The organism is Kitasatospora sp. NPDC001603, assembly GCF_040298365.1.
Lineage (GTDB): Bacteria > Actinomycetota > Actinomycetes > Streptomycetales > Streptomycetaceae > Kitasatospora.
The window spans coordinates 52,242-69,139 of sequence record NZ_JBEPAA010000026.1; the positions used below are offsets into that span (position 1 = coordinate 52,242).

Genomic DNA, 16,898 nt, shown 5'->3' on the forward strand with positions numbered 1-16,898 from the left:
GGGACTGGGCTCCCGGGACTGGGCGCCCGGGGCCGGGCGACGGGGGCGGGACCTCACCCCGGTGGAGCGACCGCGGCGGCGGCCCACCCCGCCCCGCGCCAGCGGGCGGAGGCCGTCCGGGCCCGGCCCGGACACGGCGAAACCGCGAGGGCGGGGGCGCTGTGCGCGCCCCCGCCCTCGCGGTGGTTCCCCTCCTCCACCGGCTCAGCCGGTGGTCGGCCCGCCGTCGGCGAGGATCGCGGTGATGGTCTCGGCCAGGCGGCCGAGGTGGGGCGGCTTCATGACGCCGAAGTGGTCGCCGGGGATCCGGTGGAGGGCGACGTCGCCGGTGAGCTCCTGCCAGCGGGTCAGGTACTCCCCGAAGTCCTGCCCGGAGGCCACCTCGTGCTTGCCGTCGGCGAGTTCGTCGCTGGCGATCAGGTGCAGCCGCCCGGGATAGGGGCGGTGACGGTAAGTCAGGCACATCTCCATGACCTCGCGCCACATCCGGGCGGAGGGCAGCCAGACCTCGCCGGCGCCGTGTTCCGGCAGCACGATCCCGACCTCGGGGTCGACGTCGTCCACCAGGTGTTCGAGCAACGCCAGGGTCTCCCCGCGGAGCGCCGAGGTGTCCTGCCCGGCCGGGGCGGCGGCCAGCTCGCTCAGCTTCGCCACGCAGCTCTCGATCAGCCGGTACTCCTTCCACAGCTCGGGCCGCTCGTGGTTGTCCAGCCCCGGGTCGAGCAGGAGGAAGGTGACCTCCTCGCCCTCGGCGGTGAGCCGGTGGGCCAGCTCGCTGGCGATGCCGCTGCCGCCGCACCAGCCGAACAACCGGTACGGGCCCTGCGGGGCGGCGGCCCGCAGTTCGGCCAGGTAGCGCTCGGCCATCTGCTCGGTGGAGGGGACGGGCTGCCCGTTCTCGGTCTGGAGGCCGGGCCAGGCGAAGGCCGCGACCGGCTGGTCCGGGTCGAGGTACGGCACCAGCGGGCGGTACCAGTGGGCGCTGCCGCCGCCGGGGTGCACGCAGAACAGGGGCGGCCTGCCGCCTTCCCGGCGGAGCCAGACCAGCGCCTCCACCGGCTCGCCGGCCGCCGCCGCGTCGACGGCCGCCGCCAGCCCGGCGACGGTCGGGTCCGCCACGAACGAGCGCACGGTCAGGTCGATGCCGTGCCGTTCGCGCAGCAGGGCGGTGATGCGCAGGATCGCCAGCGAGTGGCCGCCGAGGAGGTAGAAGTCGTCGTCCACCCCGACCTGTTCGAGGCCGAGCACCTCGGCCCAGACCTCGGCGACGGCCCGCTCGGTGGCGGTGCGCGGCGCCGCGGAGCCGGCGGTCGGCGCGGGCCCGGAGGGCTCCGGGAGCGCGGCGCGGTCGATCTTGCCGTGGGCGGTGAGCGGGAGCGCGGGCAGTTCCACCCAGGCTCCGGGGACGAGGTAGTCGGGCACCCGCCGCCGGAGCTGCTCGCGCAGCACGGCGACGTCCAGCGGGCCGGTCCCGGGCTCCGGGACGACGTAGCCGACCAGGCGCTTCTGGCCGTCCGGTCCGGGGTGCACGGCCGCCGCGGCCGCCCGGACCGGCGCGAGGCCGCCGATCATGGCCTCCACCTCGGCGAGTTCCACCCGGTGGCCGCGGATCTTCACCTGGTTGTCGCGACGGCCGACGAAGGACAGCGTCCCGTCGGGGTCGCGGCGGACGATGTCCCCGGTCCGGTAGAAGCGGGCGCCGGGGAGCTCGCCGGACGGGTCCGGCACGAAGCGGTCCGCGGTGAGGTCGGGGCGGCCGAGGTAGCCGCGGGCGAGCCCGGGGCCGCCGACCAGCAGTTCACCGGCCACGCCGAACGGCACCGGGTCGAGGTGGTCGTCGACCACCAGGACGCGGGTGTCGGTGATCGGCACGCCGATCGGCACCCCCCGGTCGGCGTCGGCCCCGGTCACCCCGCGCAGCGCCGTGCTGAAGGTGGTGCACTCGGTGGGTCCGTAGCCGTTGGTGAGCGCGACGCCGTGGCCGAGGGCGGTGCGCACGTGCGCGGGCGAGAGGGCGTCGCCGCCGGCCAGCACCTGCCGCACCCCGGCCAGCGCGGCCGGCTCGGTCTCCACCATGTGCTGGAACAGGCCGGCGGTGAGCCAGAGCAGCGTGACCCGGTGCCGGCGGAGCACCTCGGCCAGTTCGGCGGCGGTGGTCGCCCCGGGCGGGCAGACCGCCAGGCGGGCACCGTTGCCCAGCGCCCCCCAGACCTCCAGGGTGGAGGCGTCGAAGGCGAGCGGCGCGTGCAGCAGCAGCACCTGGCCGGGGTCGAGGTCGGCGTAGTTGGGGTCGTGCACCAGCCGGACCACGGCCCGGTGGGTGACCTGGACGCCCTTGGGCCGGCCGGTGGAGCCGGAGGTGTAGGTGACGTAGGCCAGGTTGTCGGGGTGGGTGCCCGCCTCGACCGGGGTCTCCGGCAGGACGGCGAGGCCGGTCCAGGCCGCGTCCAGCGGGACGCAGCGCAGGTCGGCGATCCGCGCGAGGCGGTCGGTGTCCTCCGGCCGGCAGATCACCACGTCGGCGCGGACGTCGTCCAGCACGAAGCCGATCCGGGCGTCCGGGTAGGCGGGGTCGAGCGGGACGTAGTAGCCGCCGGCCTTGAGCACGCCGAGCATGGCCAGCACCGCCTCGACGCCGCGGTCCAGGCAGATCGCGACCGGCGTCTCCGGGCCGACGCCCAGCCCGCGCAGCAGGTGGGCCAGCTGGTTGCTGCCGGTGTCCACCTCCCGGTAGGTGAGGCTCCGTTCGGCGTCCTCCAGGGCGATCGCGTCCGGGTCGGAGCGCTCCGCGACCAGCTCGGGCACGCAGACCTCGGGCAGCGGGCGGGTGGCGGGGGCGGTCGCGGCCGGGCGGTCCAGGCCGGGGGCCCGGAAGGCCTGCGGGTCGGCGTCGGCGTCCTCGGCCATCGCGGTGAGCACGGCGATGAAGGTCTCCCCGATCGCCGCGAGCCGCTCCCGGCCGACCCAGCCGGGGCGGCAGGTCATCCGCAGCTCGCCGGGGAAGGTCCAGACGTCGAAGGTGAACTCGTTCGGGCTGTGGTCGGTGACGGTGCCGATGTCCGACCGGTGCTCGTCGAGCACGTGGAAGTCCAGGTAGGCGAAGACCACCTCGACCAGTGGCTCGCCGCCGCCCCACTCGCGCTGCATCGCGGGCAGCGGGTAGCGGCGGTGCGGCCACAGGGCCAGCTCCTCGGCGAACACCGAGCGCACCAGCTCGCGCCAGCTCGGCGCCCGCAGGTCCACGGCGAACGGCACCGTGTTGAGGTACATGCCGCGGACCCGGTCGCCGCCCGGCAGTTCGGGCCGGCCGTTGGTCACCGCCCCGGCGAGGAACCGGCGCTGGCCGCTGAGCAGGCCGAGCACCTTCAGGTGGGCGGTGTAGAGGACGGTCTTGAGCGAGCTCTGGGTGTCGGCGGCGAGCCGGCGCAGCTTCGGCTCCAGCGCCGCCCAGGGCAGCCGCACCTCGGTGGCGGGCAGGTGCGCCTCGGCCGGGGCGGTGTCGGCGGGCAGCCGCAGCCGGTCGTGGCCGGTGATCCGGCCGCGCCAGAACTCCCGGTCCGCCGGGGAGGCCAGGGCGCGCTTCTCCAGCTGGATGAAGTCGGCGTAGCGGACCTCCGGCGGCGCCGCGGCGGGGGCGCCGGTGCCGGCGGCCAGCTCCCGGTAGGCGGCGCGCAGTTCGCCGATGACGGAGTGGTGGCTCCAGCCGTCCAGGATGGCGTGGCACTCGACGTGGGTCAGCAGCCACTCCCGGTCGCCGACCAGGTGGGCGTGGTAGCGCAGCAGCGGGGCGCGTCCGACGTCGAACGGGGTGCGCTGGGCCTCGGCACGGAAGCGCCGGACGGCGGCCTGCTGCTCCTCGGCCGGCAGGTGGCGCAGGTCGTCCACGCCGATCTCCAGGTGCAGGTCGTCCGCCGCGTGCACCAGCTGGAGCGGTTCGGAGTACCCGGAGAGGTCGAAGGAGGTGCGCAGGATCTCGTGCCGCTCGATCAGCAGCCGGACCGCGCCGTTCAGCGCCTCGGCGGAGAACGGGCCGTCGTCGACGATCTGGAAGGTGCTGGCGTTCTGGTAGGTGTTGCGCTCGGGGTCGGCCAGCATCTCGTAGACCATGCCGACCTGGACCTGGCCCATCGGGTAGGCGTCGGCCAGGCCCTCGGGGAGGCACTCGCGGTCGGCCGGGTCGAGCAGCTCGAAGCGACCCACCAGGGCGGTCTCGGCCGGCTCGGCGGCCGGCCGGTCGGCCGCCAGCGGGGCCAGCTCCGCGACGGTCTGGCGGGCGAAGACGTCCTGGACGGAGAGGGCGAGCCCCTGGTCGCGCAGCGCGCCGACGGCCCGGATGGCGCGCATCGAGTCGCCGCCGAGCTGGAAGAAGCCGTCGTGCACGCCGACCTTGTCGACGCCGAGGGCGGCGGCGAAGGCGTCCGCGAGGGTCTGTTCGAGGGCGCTGCGCGGGGCGACGAACGCGCCGACCAGCTCGGAGCGGGTCCGGTCGGGCGCGGGCAGCGCCTTGCGGTCGGTCTTGCCGCTGGGGGTCAGGGGCAGCGTCTCGAGCGTCGTCCAGTGCACCGGGCGCATGTGCTCCGGCAGCCGTCCGCGCAGGTGCTCGCGGGCCGCCTCGACGTCGGCCCCGGCCGGGACCAGGTAGCCGACCAGCTGGTCGTCGTGGACGGCGACGGCCGCGGCGGCGACGCCGGGGGCCTGCGCCAGGACCGCCTCGATCTCGCCGAGTTCGACCCGCTGGCCGCGGATCTTCACCTGGTGGTCGAGCCGGCCGAGGTACTCGATCTCTCCGTTCGCCCGGTACCGGGCGAGGTCGCCGGTGCGGTAGAGCCGGCCGCCGGGCTCGGTGGCGAAGGGGTCGGGCACGAAGCGGTCGGCGGTGAGCTCCGCCCGGTTCAGGTAGCCGCGGGCCAACTGGACCCCGCCGAGCAGGAGTTCGCCCGGCACGCCGATCGGCTGCGGGCGCAGCGCGGCGTCCACGACGTAGGTGCGGGTGTTGGAGATCGGGCGGCCGATGGTGACCGGCCGGCCCGGCTCGCAGCGGATCGCGGTGACGTCGACGGCGGCCTCGGTGGGCCCGTACAGGTTGTGCAGTTCGCAGCCGATCCGCTCGTGCACGGCGGTGACCAGCTCGGCGGGCAGTGCCTCGCCGCTGCACACCATGCGGCGCAGCGAGGGCAGCGGCGGCAGCGGCTCGGCGAGGAAGGCCCGCAGCATCGACGGTACGAAGTGCAGGGTGGTGATCCGCTCGGTGCCGATCAGGTCGGCGAGGTAGGCCGGGTCGCGGTGGCCGCCGGGGCGGGCCAGGACCAGGGTCGCGCCGGTGATCAGCGGCCAGAAGAACTCCCAGACCGAGACGTCGAAGCTGTACGGGGTCTTCTGCAGCACCCGGTCGTCGGCGTCGAGCCCGTAGGCCTCCTGCATCCAGTGCAGCCGGTTGACGATGGCCCGGTGCTCGACCAGCACGCCCTTGGGGCGGCCGGTCGAACCCGAGGTGTAGATCAGGTAGGCCGGGTGCTCGGGCGCCGCCGCGAAGACCGGGTCGTGCCCCCAGCCGCCGGGCAGTTCGGCGGTGATGTCCACCAGGTGCGGGGCGCCGCCGGTCACCAGCGGGGTGAGCCCCGGGTCGGTGACCACGGCGAGGGCGCCGGAGTCGGCCAGCATGAAGGCGAGCCGGTCCGCCGGGTAGTCGGGGTCGAGCGGCAGGTACGCGCCGCCGGCCTTGAGCACCGCGAGCAGCGCGACCACCAGGTCGGCGCCGCGGTGCAGGCAGACGCCGACCACCGACTCGGGGCCGACGCCGAGCCGGCGCAGGTGGTGGGCGAGCTGGTTGGCCCGGACGTCCAGCTCGCGGTAGCTGAGCTCGGCGCCCTCGAACCGCAGGGCGGTGGCGTTCGGGGTGCGGGCGACCTGCGCCTCGAACAGCAGCGGCAGGGTGCCGGTGGGGTAGCCGCGGCCGGTGGCGTTCCAGCTGAGCAGCTGGCGCTCGCGCTCCTCCCGGGGGAGGATCTCCAGCTCGTCCAGCGGGGTGTCGGGCGCCGCGACGGCGTGCTCCAGCAGCTGGGCGAACTGGGCGGCGAACCGCTCGGCCGTCGCCCGGTCGAACAGCGCGGAGGCGTAGTTGACGCCGCCCGCGAGCGAGCCGTCCGGCTGGGCGGCCAGGCCGACGGTGAGGTCGAACTTGGCGGTGCTCTCGCCGACCGGCAGCCGCTCGACGGTCAGGCCGCCCATGGCCGCGGGCGTGGAGGCGCCGGCGGCGTCCTGCCACAGCAGCATGGAGGAGAACAGCGGTGTGCGGGCGGGGTCGCGCTCGGGCGCCAGCTCCTCGACCAGGCGCTCGAACGGCACCTCCTGGTGGCCGTACGCGTCCAGGGCGGTCTCCCGGACCTGGGACAGCAGCTCGGCGAAGGTCCGCGGGCCGGCCAGGTCGACCCGGAGCACCAGGGTGTTGAGGAAGAGGCCGACGACGTCCTGCACCTCGGCGCGGTCGCGCCCGGCGACCGGGGAGCCGACGGCGACGTCGCGCTGCCCGCTCCAGCGGCCGAGCAGGACGGCGTGGGCGGCCAGCAGGGCCATGAAGGGGGTGGCGCCGTGGTCCCGGGCCAGCGCCGTCAGCCGACCGGCGGTCGCGGCCGGGACGACCAGCGGCACCAGGGCGCCGGCCGCGTCGCGCACCGGCGGGCGGGGCCGGTCGGTGGGCAGCTCCAGCGGCGCCAGGCCGGCCAGCCGCTCGTTCCAGTGGTCGAGGCGGCGCCGCAGCGCCCCGTCGGAGAGCCGCTCGCGCTGCCAGACGGCGTAGTCGGCGTACTGGAGCGGCAGGTCCGGGGTGCGGGCCGGGCGCCCGGCGACGGCGTCGTCGTAGCGCTCGGCGAGTTCGCCGACCAGGAGGTCCTCGGACCAGCCGTCGCAGGCGATGTGGTGGACGGTCAGCAGGACGACGTGCTCCCGCGGGGCGAGCCGGGCCAGGACGGCGGACAGCACCGGGCCCTCGGCGAGGTCCACCGGACGGCGGGCGCCGGTGGCGAGGGCGGCCAGCCGGGCGTCGGCGGCGGCCCGGTCCAGGGTGCTCAGGTCCTCCTCGGTGAGCGGCACGCCGCTCGGCGCGTCGACCACCTGGACGGGTTCGCCGTCGACCACCGGGTACCTGGTCCGCAGGACTTCGTGGCGGTGCTGGATCCCGTCGAGCGCGGTCCGCAGCGCGGCCCGGTCGAGGGGGCCGGTCAGCCGCAGCGAGGCCGTCACCAGGTACTCGGTGCTGCCGGGCTGGAGCCGGTCGAGGATCCAGAGGCGGCGCTGGGCGAAGGAGAGCGGCAGCGGGCCGCCGCGCGGTGCCCGGCCGATGCCCTCGGCCGGGGCGGTGCCCGCCCGGCCGGCGAGGCGCCGGCGCAGCAGCTCCTGCCGCAGCCGGGTGCGGTCCGTGGTGTCGGTCATCGGTGCCCCTCCTCGGCGAGCAGGCCCGCCACTTCCTCGTCGGTGAGCGCGGTGATCTCGGCCTCGACGGCGTCGGTCACCGCCTCGGTGAGCCGGGCCACCGTGGTGGCCTCGAACAGCAGGCGCAGCGGCAGCTCGACGGCGAACGTCTCGCGGAGCCGGGCCAGGACCCGGGTGGCCAGCAGCGAGTGGCCGCCCAGGGCGAAGAAGTCGTCCTGGACGCCGATCCGCTCGACGCCCAGCACCTCGCCCCAGATCGCGGCGACCGCCTCCTCGGCGGGGTCGCGCGGGGCCAGGTGCTCGCGGGCCCCGCCGGCCAGGGCGGCGGAGGCGTCGGGCAGTGCCTTGCGGTCGACCTTCTTGCTGGCGGTCAGCGGGAGCGCGTCGAGCGGCACCCACAGCGCGGGGATCATGTACTCGGGGAGCAGCGCCCGCAGGTGGCCGCGGAGTTCGGCCACGTCGGGCATCGGGCTGCCGGGCCGGGCCACCAGGTAGGCGGCCAGCCGGCGTTCGCCGGGGGCGGTCTCCGGGGCGGTCACCACCGCCTCCTGGAGGGCGGGGTGGCGGGCCAGCGCCGCCTCGATCTCGCCGAGTTCGATGCGCAGGCCGCGGACCTTGACCTGCTGGTCGATCCGGCCGAGGAACTCGATGGTGCCGTCCGGCCGGTGGCGGGCGAGGTCGCCGGTCCGGTAGAGGCGCCCGCCCGGCTCGCCGCCGAAGGGGTCGGGCACGAAGCGCTCGGCGGTCAGCTCCGGGCGGCGGTGGTAGCCGCGGGCCAGCCGGACGCCGCCCAGGTACAGCTCGCCGGGGACGCCGACCGGGACGGGCCGCTGGTCGGCGTCGAGGATGTGCGCGCGGGTGCCGGGGACGGGCCGCCCGAGCGGCAGGGCCGAGGCCTCGTCGCCCTCCGCCGGCACCTCGGAGACGGGGTGCAGCAGGCAGGTGACGGTGGCCTCGGTCGGGCCGTAGTTGCACAGGAAGCGGGCGGGCAGGCCGGTCTGCGCCCAGCGCCGCGCGTCCAGGCCGGTGACCACGTCGCTGCCGACGTTCATCAGCTTGAGCCCGCTCAGCAGGTGCAGGTCGGGGGACTCCAGGACGGCCCGGTAGTAGGACGGCGTGATCTCGACGACGGTGACGCCGTGCTCGGCGAGCCGGACCGGCAGCTCGGCCGGGGTCCAGAACACCGGGTCGGCGACCACGATGGTGGCGCCCGCGACCAGGGTGGCCGCGATCTGGTCCATCGCCACGTCGAAGGTGAGCGCGGAGAGCAGGACCACCCGCTCGCCGGGGGCGATGCCGTACTGGTCGGCGATCACCCGGCAGTGGTGGGCGTAGGAGCGGTGCTCGATCATGACGCCCTTGGGGCGGCCGGTCGAGCCGGAGGTGTAGATGACGTAGGCGAGGTTCTCCGGCCGGATCAGGACCGGCTCGGCCTCGGCGGCGGCGCTGTCGGTTCCGGCGGCGGTCCCGTCGTCGGGGTGGGTCCCGTCGTCGCTCCCGTCGGCGAGCACCACCCGGTGGGAGCCGGTCACCCGGTCGGCGAAGGCCCCGGTGGTGACCACGAGTTCCGGGCCGGCGTCGGCGAGCATGAACTCCAGCCGCTCGGCCGGGTGCTGCGGGTCGAACGGCACGTACGAGCCGCCGGCCTTCAGCACCGCGAGCAGCACCACGACCGCTTCGACGCCGCGCTCCAGGAGGGAGCCGACGACCGTCTCCGAGGTGACCCCGAGGGCGCGCAGCCGGGCCGCGAACCGGTCGGCCCGCGCGTCGAGTTCGGCGTAGCTCAGCCGCTGGTCGCCGAAGACCACGGCGACCGCGTCCGGGGTGCGCCGGGCCTGCCGGGCGAAGAGCTCGGGCACGCAGAGCCCGTGCTCCTCGACCGGGTCGAGCTCGGCGGCCCGCCCGCCGGCCGGGTCGGCCCAGCGGGTGAGGACGGTGTGCCGCTCCTCGTCGGTGAGCATGCCGAGGTCGCCGATCCGGGCCCCGGGGGCGGCGGTGACGCTGCCGATCAGGGTCAGGTAGTGGCCGGCCATCCGTTCGACGGTCGCCCGGTCGAAGAGCGCGGTCGCGTACTCGAACCAGCAGTACATCCGGCCGCCGCGTTCCTTGACGGTCACGGTGAGGTCGAACTTGGCGATCTCCAGGCCGGCCCGGACCGGCTCCACGGCGGCCGCGCCGAGCCGGGCGGGGACGCCGGCCAGGTGCTGGTGCTCGAACATGACCTGGAAGAGCGGGTTGCGGGAGAGGTCCCGCTCCGGGCGCAGCGCGTCGACCAGGTGCTCGAACGGCACGTCCTGGTGGGCGAAGGCGTCGAGCACCGAGCCGCGGACGTGGTCCAGCAGGTCCGGGAAGGCCGGGTTGCCGGCCAGGTCGTTGCGGATCACCAGGTTGTTGGTGAAGAACCCGACGAGGTCCTCGGTCTCCTGGCGGGTCCGCCCGGCGACGGGGGTGCCGACCGCGAGGTCGTCGAGGCCGGTGTAGCGGTGCAGCATCACCTGGAAGACGGCGAGCAGCACCATGAACGGGGTCGCGCCGTGCCGGCCGGCCAGCTCGGTGACGGCCCGGCCGACCTCCGGCGCCACCTCGACGACCACGTTGGCGCCGCGCGAGTCGCGGACGGCCGAGCGGAGCCGGTCGGTGGGCAGCTCGACCGGCGTCAGGCCGCCCAGGCGGTCGCGCCAGTAGGCGAGCTGGTGGTCCAGCCGGCCGGCGTCCTGCTGCTCGCGCTGCCAGACGGCGAAGTCCGCGTACTGGACCGGCTCGGGGGCCGGCAGGGCGGGCGCGTCCTCGGTGAAGGACCGGTAGGCGAGGTCGAGTTCGCGCAGGTAGACGTTGGTCGACCAGGCGTCGAACGCGATGTGGTGCAGGGTGAGGACGAGCAGGTGGTCCTCGGGGGCGGTGCGGATCAGGGTCGCCCGCAGCGGGTGGCCCTGGGCCAGGTCGAACGGGGAGCGGGCCAGCTCGTCGACCAGGGCGCGGGCCCCTGCCTCGGCGTCCGGCCCGGCCGACAGGTCGGTCAGGGTGAAGTCGACCGGCCCGGCGGGGTCGACGACCTGGACGGGGTCGCCGCCCTCGGAGCGGTAGCGGGTGCGCAGCACCTCGTGCCGGGCGGAGAGCGCGTCCAGCGCGCCGCGCAGCGCCGCGGTGTCGAGCGGGCCGGTCAGCCGCAGCGCCAGCGGGACGACGTACTCGTGGCTCCCGGGCTCCAGCTGGTCGAGGAACCACATCCGCTGCTGGCCGAAGGAGAGCGGCAGCGGGCGGTCCCGGCCGACGGGGCGGACGGCGTCCGCCGCGGTGTCGGGGCCGGTAGCCGAGGCGCCGTCGATCCGGGCGGCCAGCCCGGCGACGGTCGGCGCGTGGAACAGCTCGCCGACCGTCAGCTCGATGCCGAACGCGCGCCGCAGCCGCAGCACCAGCTTGATCGCGAGCAGCGAGTAGCCGCCGAGCAGGAAGAAGTCGTCGTGCGCGCCGACCCGTTCGACGTCCAGCACCTCGGCCATCAGTGCGGCGACGGTCCGCTCGGCGTCGGTGCGCGGGGCCTCCCAGGCCCGCGCGGCCGGGCGCTCCTGCTCGGCGGCGGGCAGCCGGCGGCGGTCCACCTTGCCGTTGGGCGTGAGCGGCAGCTCGTCGAGCTCGACCACGGCGGACGGCACCATGGCCTCCGGCAGCGCGGCGGCCAGCCGGGCGCGCAGCCCGTCCGGCTCGATCCGCGCCCCGGCGGCGGCCACCACGTAGGCGGTCAACCGGGTGTCGCCGGTGCCGGACCGGTGGGCGGCCACCACGGCGGCGGCCACCGACGGGTCGCTCGCCAGCAGCGCCTCGATCTCGCCGGGCTCGATCCGCACGCCGCCGATCTTGACCTGGTCGTCGACGCGTCCGACGTACTCCAGCGCGCCGTCCGCGCGGCGGCGCACCAGGTCGCCGGTGCGGTAGCGGCGGGCGCCGGGCACGGCGGCGAACGGGTCCGGGACGAACCGGTCGGCGGTGAGGTCGCCGCGGCCGGCGTAGCCGCGGGCCAGACCGATGCCGCCGACGCAGAGTTCGCCGACCACGCCGACCGGCACCAGACGGTCCTCGGCGTCCACCACGTAGGTGCGCACATTGGGCAGCGGCAGGCCGATCGGCACCTGCTCGCCGGGCTCGGCCGGGTCGTAGGGCCAGGCGGTGGAGTCGATCGCGCACTCGGTGGGGCCGTAGGTGTTGACCACCTCGACGTCGACGATCCGGCGCAGCCGGGCGCAGAGTTCGGCGGGCAGCGGCTCGCCCGCCGAGCAGACCACGCGCAGCGCGTCGCAGTCGGCCAGGGCCGGTTCGTCGAGCAGCAGGCGCAGCATCGAGGGCACGCCCTGGAGCACGGTGACGCGGTGCTCGGCGACGGCGCGGGCCATCACCGCCGGGTCGCGGTGGGCGTCGTGCGGGCCGGTGACCACGGTGGCGCCGCAGACCAGCGGGGAGAGGAACTCCCAGACCGCGGCGTCGAAGCCGATGGTGGTCTTCTGCAGCACCCGGTCACCGGGGCCGAGGCCGTAGCGCTCCACGGACCAGAGCACCCGGTTGCGGATCGCGGCCTCCGGGACGACGACGCCCTTGGGCCGGCCGGTGGAGCCGGAGGTGTACATCATGTACGCGGCCTCGGCGCCGGTGACGCCGGCGGGTTCGAGGTCCGCCGACGGCGCCCCCGCCGGGTCCTCGCCGCCCTCGCCGCCCTCGCGGTCGAGGACGAGTGTGTTCGGGTGCGGCGGCAGCTGGCCGAGCAGGGACTCCTCGGTGACCAGCAGGCCCACCCCGGCGTCGGCGACCAGGTGGGCCAGCCGCTCGGCCGGCTGCTCCGGGGCCAGCGGCACGTAGACGCCGCCCGCGGTCAGCACCGCGAGCAGGGTGGCGACCAGGTCGGTACCGCGGTGCAGGGCGACGCCGACGGCGCTCTCCCGGCCGACGCCGCGCGAGCGCAGCACCCCGGCGAGCCGCCGGACCCGGTCGGCGAGAGCGGCGTAGTCGGTCCGCCGCGCGCCGGACACCACGGCGACCGCGTCCGGGGTGGCCAGTGCCTGGGCGAAGAACAGTTCGGCCAGCGACTGCCGCGGGCGCCCGGTCTCGGTGCGGTTCCAGCGGGCGAGGTCGGCCAGCTCCGCGTCGGGGACGGTCTCCAGCGTGTGGGCGGGGGCCGCCGGCCGCTCGGCGATGCCCGCCAGCAGCCGCAGCAGGCTCGCCGCCATCCGCTCGATCCGGGCCCGGTCGAAGAGCGCGGTCGGGTAGATCAGCCGGGCCGCGAACGAGCCGTCGGGGAGCTCGGACAGGTGCAGCGAGAGGTCGAACGCGGAGTGCTCGGTGGCCGCCTCGACCTTGCTCACGTCGAGCCCGGGCAGCCGCAGCGGGCGGCGCTCGGCGTTGTGCAGCGCGAAGCCGACCTGGAACACCGGGTTGCGGGAGAGGTCGCGCTCGGGGGCGAGGTCGGCGACCACCCAGCCGAACGGCACGTCCTGGTGCTCGTAGGCGTCCAGGGTGGTCTCGCGGACCCGCGCCAGCAGGTCGAGGAAGGATCCCCGACCGGACAGGTCGGTCCGCAGCACCAGCGTGTTGAGGAACATGCCGACCAGCGGCTCCAGGGCCACCTCGTCGCGGTCCGAGACCGAGACGCCGACGGCCACGTCGCGGGCGCCGGACCAGCGGGCGAGCAGCAGCTGGAACGCGGCCAGGTGCACCATGAACGGGGTCGCGCCGCCGTCCCGGCCGAGCGCGGCCAACCGCTGCGCGAGCTCCGCCGGCACGGTGAACGGGACGCTGTCGCCGGCCGGGTCCCACTGCGCCGGGCGGCGGCGGTCGGTGGGCAGCTCCAGCGGTTCCAGGCCGGCCAGCCGCTCCCGCCAGTAGCCGCGCCGCCGCTCGGCCCGCTCGGGGGTGGCGGCCCAGGTGTCGCGCTGCCACTGCGCGAAGTCGGCGTACTGCACCGGGACGGGCTCCAGCGGCGACGGCCGCCCGGCCGCGAAGGCGTCGCAGAGCTCGTGCAGCTCGCGCGCCAGGATGCCCCAGGACCAGCCGTCGAAGGCGATGTGGTGGACGGTCACCAGCAGGACGGCCTCGTCCTCGGCGAACCGGGCCAGGGTCAGCCGCCAGGGGGCCCGGGCGCGCAGGTCGATCGGGGCGCGCAGCTCGGCGGCGTGCAGCTCGCGCACCCGCGCCTCGCGGCCGTCCGCCGGCACCCCGGTCAGGTCCAGCACGGCGAGCGGCACGGGGCCGGGCTCGTCGACGTACTGCACCCCGGTGCCGCCCTCGGTGCCGTAGCGCGAGCGCAGCACCTCGTGCCGCGCCGCGACCTCGGTGAACGCGGCCTCCAGCACCGGCAGGTCGAGCGGGCCGCGGATCCGGAACGCCTCGCACATCAGGTACTCGGTGGAGGCGCCGGAGCGCAGCTGGTCCAGGAACCACAGCTGCTCCTGGGCGTAGGAGAGCGGGAGTCCGCTGTCACCGGTGGGCATCGGACGCCTCCAGGAGCGAGTCGGGGCTGACGGCGGCCGAGTACGGCTCGGCCATGGCCACGGCGATCCGGCGCGGGCCGGTGAACGGCTCGCGGGCGTGCGCCGACAGCATGTTGTCCACCAGCAGGACGTCGTCCCGCTGCCAGTCGAAGCGGCGCCACTCGGCGCGGTAGCAGGCGCGCAGGTGCGCGATGACCTCGTCCGGCACCGGCCGGCCGTCGCCGTAGTAGGTGTTGGTCGGCAGCTGGGAGTCGTCGTACATCTCGCGCAGCGCCGAACTCACCTCCTCGCCGAGCGTGGTCACGTGGAAGAAGGTGAGGTGGTTGAACCAGACCGTCTCGCCGGTCACCGGGTGGCGGTGCACCGCCCGGCGGCGGGCGCGGGTGCGCAGGCCGTCGGCGGTCCACTCGGTGGCGACGCCGTTGCGGGCGCAGTAGGCGTCGACCTCGGCGCGGTCGGAGGTGTTGAAGGCCTGCTGCCACGGCACGCCGAAGCCGTCCGAGAAGTTGCGCACCACCATCCAGCCGCGGGCGGCGAACTCCTCGCGGACGGCGGGGTCGATCGCCTCGTACACCCGGCGGGTGTCGGCGAGCGGGGTGGCGCCGAGCGTCTCCGGCGGCTCGACGCAGTGGAAGAACAGGGTCATCGGCCAGTCGGCCTGGTAGGAGTTCTCGTTGTGGAGGAAGATCTCCTCGCTCGGCGGGTAGTCGGTCGAGGTGTACACCTGCCCCTTGATGGTGCTGCGCGGCGAGGACCGCTCGGCGTAGGCCAGGGGCGAGCCGGACACCGCCCGCACCGCCGCCTCGAACCCGTCCACCCCGCCGACGCCGAACCCGCGCAGCAGGACCGCGCCGTGTTCGAGCAGCCGGCCGCGGACGAACGGTCGGGCGGCCGAGAGGTACTCGGCCAGGGGCATGCCGGGAGTGTCGGCCGGCACCGTCAGGGGGAGGACGGAGCCCGCGCCGTTCTCCCGGGGTCGGTCCGCCGGCGCGGGCCGTATGGAGGGGTTCGCAGTCATGCGCCTCAGCGTCGTCGCCCGGCGGCCGCTCCCCGGAGAGAACAACCGGCAGTCACGGCGGCAGGCTTGGCGTCGCGGTGACTGCGCCTCCTTCTCTGCAGCCGGACCGGGCCGGTGCGGCAGGCTCGCTGGCGCCGCCACCGGTCACGTGAGGTGCGTGACGCGGCAGTTCACCCGAGGGAGGCCAGTCGTGGCCGAGGAAGACACCGACGACCGCACCTACCGCGTCGTCCTCAACGACGAGGAGCAGTACTCCGTCTGGCCCGCCGACCGGGACCTCCCGCTCGGCTGGTACGCGGAGGGCACCGAGGGCACCAGGGCCGACTGCCTGACCCACATCGGCACCGTCTGGACCGACATGCGGCCGCTCAGTCTGCGCCGCCAGATGGAGCGGGCGGCCGGCTAGCGGCCGGTCCGGCCCCGCGAGGTGTGTGACAGATGACCAGCCCCGACACGCGGGCTCCGGCGGACGAGCAGACCCGGCCGCCGGACCCGCCCGATCCACCCGCTCCGGCGGACGCGGCCGATCCACCCGGCCCGGCGGACGCGGCCGGGACGGAAGCCGTGGTCCCGCTGCACCGCAACCGCGACTTCCTGCTGCTGTGGGGCGGCTCGGCCGTCTCCCTGCTCGGCTCGACCGCGACCACCATCGCCTACCCGCTGCTGGTCCTCGCCCTCACCGGCTCGCCGTTCGACGCCGGGCTCGCCGGCTTCGTCGCGCTGCTGCCCGCGCTGCTGCTCCAGCTGCCGGCCGGCGCCCTGGTGGACCGCTGGCCGCGCCGGCGGCTGATGATCTGGTGCGACGCGCTGCGCGCGCTCGGCGCGGCGGTCATCGCCGGCGCGGCGGCGCTCGACCTGCTCAGCCTCCCGCTGGTGCTGGTGGTGGGGTTCACCGAGGGCGCGCTCACCGTCTTCCACGGCCTCGCCGCGCACGCGGCCGTCCCCAACGTCGTGGCACCGGGCCAGCTGTCGCTGGCACTGTCCCGCAACGAGGCGCGCGGGCGGGGCGCCGTGATGCTCGGCACGCCGCTCGGCGGCATCCTGTTCGGGCTCGGCCGGGCCGTGCCGTTCGTCGCCGACGCGCTGACCTACCTGGTCTCGCTGACCGGTCTGCTGTTCATCCGCAAGGAGTTCGAGGCCGAGCGGTCCGCCGGCACCGGCACCATGCGCGAGCAGGTCCGGGAGGGCCTGGGGTGGCTCTGGAAGCACCCCTTCCTGCGCACCACCACCCTGCTGGTGGCCGGCAGCAACCTGATGTTCCGGGCGCTGTTCCTGGTCGCCATCGTGCTGGCCACCGACGTCGGCGCGTCCTCGGCCGGGGTCGGCCTGATGGTCGGGGTCGCCGGCGCCGGCGGGCTCGCCGGCTCGCTGGCCGCGCCCTGGTTCGCCCGCCGCCTGGGCCTCAGCGCCCTGGTGATCGCGGCGAACTGGGCCTGGGCCGTGCTGATGGTGGTGATCGCCGTCAGCCGCGACCCGTTCACGCTCGCCGCCGCCTACGCGGCGATGTGGTTCGTCGGGCCGCTGTGGAACGTGGCGCTCGGCAGCTACCAGCTGGGCATCACCCCCGACCGGCTGCGCGGCCGGGTGCTCGCGGCGATGAGCACGCTGTCCAACGGGGCCCTGCCGATCGGCTCGCTGCTCGGCGGCCTGCTGCTCGACTCGGCCGGCGCGCGGACCGCCGCGGTGGCCCTGGCGGGCTGGATGGTGCTGCTCGCCGTCGCCGCCTCGGTCGCCCGCACGGTGCGCACCGTGCCCGGCCCGGCGAACCCGTGACCCGGCGGCGCCACCCCCGCCGCCGTACCGCTCCGCCGGCGGCCCTCGCCCCGGCCGCTCCCCGGTCCCCGCGCTCCCCCGCGGCCACACCCCCGGCCCCGGCGGCGACGGCCGGACCACCCCTCGATCCAGTGCTGACAGGAGGAACTAGCGTGTTCCGCACCATGCTCGGGCCGCGCCCCGATCCGACGGGGCGAGGCCAT

Annotated in this window: 5 protein-coding genes; 2 read left to right on the top strand and 3 right to left on the bottom strand. The window is 75.8% G+C overall.

What is annotated here, in order from left to right; all coding sequences use genetic code 11:
• Positions 1 to 204: 204 nt before the first annotated feature.
• From ABT263_RS18280 to ABT263_RS18290, 3 genes are read right to left on the bottom strand one after another with little or no spacing between them, the layout of a single operon-like run.
• The gene (locus ABT263_RS18280; RefSeq protein ID WP_352291400.1) at positions 205 to 7,428 is read right to left on the bottom strand and encodes a non-ribosomal peptide synthetase; all 7,224 of its coding nucleotides are present in this window, start codon (positions 7,426 to 7,428) and stop codon (positions 205 to 207) included.
• Positions 7,425 to 13,904, bottom strand: a complete 6,480-nt coding sequence (locus ABT263_RS18285; protein WP_352291401.1) for a non-ribosomal peptide synthetase — start codon at positions 13,902 to 13,904, stop codon at positions 7,425 to 7,427. The genes ABT263_RS18280 and ABT263_RS18285 overlap by 4 nt, the downstream gene beginning before the upstream one ends.
• The gene (locus ABT263_RS18290) at positions 13,891 to 14,820 is read right to left on the bottom strand and encodes a TauD/TfdA family dioxygenase (protein ID WP_380389387.1); all 930 of its coding nucleotides are present in this window, start codon (positions 14,818 to 14,820) and stop codon (positions 13,891 to 13,893) included. The genes ABT263_RS18285 and ABT263_RS18290 overlap by 14 nt, the downstream gene beginning before the upstream one ends.
• Before the next feature lie 292 nt (positions 14,821 to 15,112).
• Between ABT263_RS18290 and ABT263_RS18295 the strand changes: the two genes are divergently transcribed.
• The gene (locus ABT263_RS18295) at positions 15,113 to 15,328 is read left to right on the top strand and encodes an MbtH family protein (RefSeq protein ID WP_329486323.1); all 216 of its coding nucleotides are present in this window, start codon (positions 15,113 to 15,115) and stop codon (positions 15,326 to 15,328) included.
• A gap of 32 nt (positions 15,329 to 15,360) precedes the next feature.
• A complete protein-coding gene (locus ABT263_RS18300; RefSeq protein ID WP_329486326.1) occupies positions 15,361 to 16,695 on the top strand; it encodes an MFS transporter in 1,335 nt (444 codons plus the stop codon).
• The last annotated feature ends 203 nt before the right edge of the window (positions 16,696 to 16,898 follow it).